Raw genomic sequence first — 3,240 nt, forward strand, 5'->3', positions numbered from 1 at the left:
GTGACCGCACCGTCCTCGAACAACTGCGAAGCAAGCTGGTCTTTAGAAATAGCTTTGATGCCGTGTGGCGGGTCTCTCAAAACCGCCACGCTTCCGCGACATTCCGCACGGAATTTCGCTAGGGGTGGGCATCGAAGATGAGAACGATCAAGTGTCTTAAGGGCATTCGGTGGATGCCTTGGTGCTGAGAGGCGATGAAGGACGTGGTACGCTGCGATAAGTCACGGGGAGCTGCGAACAGGCTTTGATCCGTGAATTTCCGAATGGGGAAACCCACCTTCGACGACTGGGACTCTGAAGTCTTGGACCTTGGGAGCAATCCCGAGGCTTGAGGCTTTGGAATTCCAGTTGTCAGATGAAGGTATCAAGCCCTGAATACATAGGGGTTTGAAGCGAACCCGGGGAACTGAAACATCTAAGTACCCGGAGGAAAGGACATCAACAGAGACTCCGTTAGTAGTGGCGAGCGAACGCGGACCAGGCCAGTGGTGAATGTGCGACAAGTGGAATCGATCAGGAAAGTCGAGCCTTAGTGGGTGATAGCCCCGTACACGTAATGCAAGCATTCATCCTCGAGTAAGGCGGGACACGTGAAATCCTGTCTGAACATGGGGGGACCACCCTCCAAGCCTAAGTACTCCTCAGCGACCGATAGCGAACAAGTACCGTGAGGGAAAGGTGAAAAGCACCCCGACAAGGGGAGTGAAACAGTTCCTGAAACCGGATGCCTACAAACAGTAGGAGCCCAAGGTTCGTCCTGGGTGACTGCGTACCTTTTGTATAATGGGTCAGCGACTTAGTCTGGCGAGCAAGCTTAAACCGATAGGTGTAGGCGCAGCGAAAGCGAGTCTGAACAGGGCGTTCAGTTCGTCGGATTAGACCCGAAGCCGAGTGATCTAGCCATGAGCAGGTTGAAGGTGCGGTAACACGCACTGGAGGACCGAACCGGTGCCCGTTGAAAAGGTCTCGGATGACTTGTGGCTAGGGGTGAAAGGCCAATCAAACTCGGAAATAGCTGGTTCTCCGCGAAAACTATTTAGGTAGTGCCTCGCGTGAATACTCCAGGGGGTAGAGCACTGGATGGGCTAGGGGGGTTTACCGCCTTACCAAACCTAACCAAACTCCGAATACCTGGAAGTACTGCGCGGGAGACAGACGGCGGGTGCTAACGTCCGTCGTCGAGAGGGAAACAACCCTGACCTACAGCTAAGGTCCCCAAGTCATGGCTAAGTGTGAAAGGATGTGAGAGTCCGAAAACAACCAGGAGGTTGGCTTAGAAGCAGCCATCCTTTAAAGAAAGCGTAACAGCTCACTGGTCTAGGATTCTTGCGCCGAAAATGTAACGGGGCTCAAGCCATGCACCGAAGCTTAGGGTTTGCAACTTGTTGCAAGCGGTAGCGGAGCGTTCCGTAAGCCTGCGAAGGAGGACCCGTGAGGGCCTCTGGAGGTATCGGAAGTGCGAATGCTGACATGAGTAACGACAAACAGTGTGAGAGACACTGTCGCCGAAAGTCCAAGGGTTCCTGCGTAAAGCTAATCTGCGCAGGGTTAGCCGGCCCCTAAGGCGAGGCCGAAAGGCGTAGTCGATGGGAATCAGGTGAATATTCCTGAGCCTGTGGGTAGTGACGAATCCCGTGTGTTGTCAGACGAATTGGTTCTGTTCTGGCTTCGAAGGGGTTCCAGGAAATAGCTCCCACATTATAGACCGTACCCGAAACCGACACAGGTGGACTGGTAGAGTATACCAAGGCGCTTGAGAGAACTATGCTGAAGGAACTCGGCAATTTACCTCCGTAACTTCGGGATAAGGAGGCCTTCCGTTTGGGCAACCAGGCGGGAGGGGCACAGACCAGGGGGTGGCAACTGTTTAGCAAAAACACAGGGCTCTGCGAAATCGCAAGATGACGTATAGGGTCTGACGCCTGCCCGGTGCCGGAAGGTTAAGAGGAGGGGTGCAAGCTCTGAATTGAAGCCCCGGTAAACGGCGGCCGTAACTATAACGGTCCTAAGGTAGCGAAATTCCTTGTCGGGTAAGTTCCGACCTGCACGAATGGCGTAATGACTTCCCCGCTGTCTCCAGCATAGACTCAGTGAAATTGAATTCCCCGTGAAGATGCGGGGTTCCTGCGGTCAGACGGAAAGACCCCGTGCACCTTTACTGCAACTTTGCACTGGCATTCGTGTCGGTATGTGTAGGATAGGTGGTAGGCTTTGAAGCGAGGGCGCCAGCTCTCGTGGAGCCATCCTTGAAATACCACCCTTATAGATATGGATGTCTAACCGCGGTCCGTTATCCGGATCCGGGACATTGCATGGTGGGCAGTTTGACTGGGGCGGTCGCCTCCCAAAGAGTAACGGAGGCGCGCGATGGTGGGCTCAGACCGGTCGGAAATCGGTCGTCGAGTGCAATGGCATAAGCCCGCCTGACTGTGAGACTGACAAGTCGAGCAGAGACGAAAGTCGGCCATAGTGATCCGGTGGTCCCACGTGGACGGGCCATCGCTCAACGAATAAAAGGTACGCCGGGGATAACAGGCTGATGATGCCCAAGAGTCCATATCGACGGCATCGTTTGGCACCTCGATGTCGGCTCATCACATCCTGGGGCTGGAGCAGGTCCCAAGGGTTCGGCTGTTCGCCGATTAAAGTGGTACGTGAGCTGGGTTCAGAACGTCGTGAGACAGTTCGGTCCCTATCTGCCGTGGGTGTAGGAATATTGAGAGGATTTGTCCCTAGTACGAGAGGACCGGGATGAACGTACCTCTGGTGGAGCTGTTGTGGCGCCAGCCGCAGTGCAGCGTAGCTATGTACGGTCGGGATAACCGCTGAAAGCATCTAAGCGGGAAACCCACCTCAAAACGAGTATTCCCTTGAGAACCGTGGAAGACGACCACGTTGATAGGCCGGGTGTGTAAGTATGGTAACATATTGAGCTTACCGGTACTAATCGTTCGATTGGCTTGATCGTTCTCATCCTCGATGGTCATCCATCAAGGATCAAAGCAATCCAAAGACCATGATCCGTGCAGGATCAGATCCATAAAGGATCCTTGCTTCGCAAAATGCTGTGCTTCGCCGGCCTGGTGGCCATTGCGAGGAGCCCCAACCCGATCCCATCCCGAACTCGGCCGTTAAACTCCTCAGCGCCGATGGTACTATGTCTCAAGACCTGGGAGAGTAGGTCGCTGCCAGGCCTGCAAAGCACAGCAAACAAAAGCTTCTTCACATCCAAACAAAAAC

At 54.2% G+C, this 3,240-nt stretch carries 2 rRNA genes; both read left to right on the top strand.

Going from position 1 to position 3,240, the window contains the following annotated elements:
• Positions 1 to 145 precede the first annotated feature (145 nt).
• Positions 146 to 2,968: ribosomal RNA gene (locus tag EV667_RS22460) — 23S ribosomal RNA — on the top strand.
• Between the two features lie 111 nt (positions 2,969 to 3,079).
• Positions 3,080 to 3,194: ribosomal RNA gene (gene rrf, locus EV667_RS22465) — 5S ribosomal RNA — on the top strand.
• Positions 3,195 to 3,240: the final 46 nt, after the last annotated feature.

The sequence above is a fragment of the Ancylobacter aquaticus genome (genome assembly GCF_004339465.1).
In the GTDB taxonomy this organism is placed as follows: domain Bacteria; phylum Pseudomonadota; class Alphaproteobacteria; order Rhizobiales; family Xanthobacteraceae; genus Ancylobacter; species Ancylobacter aquaticus.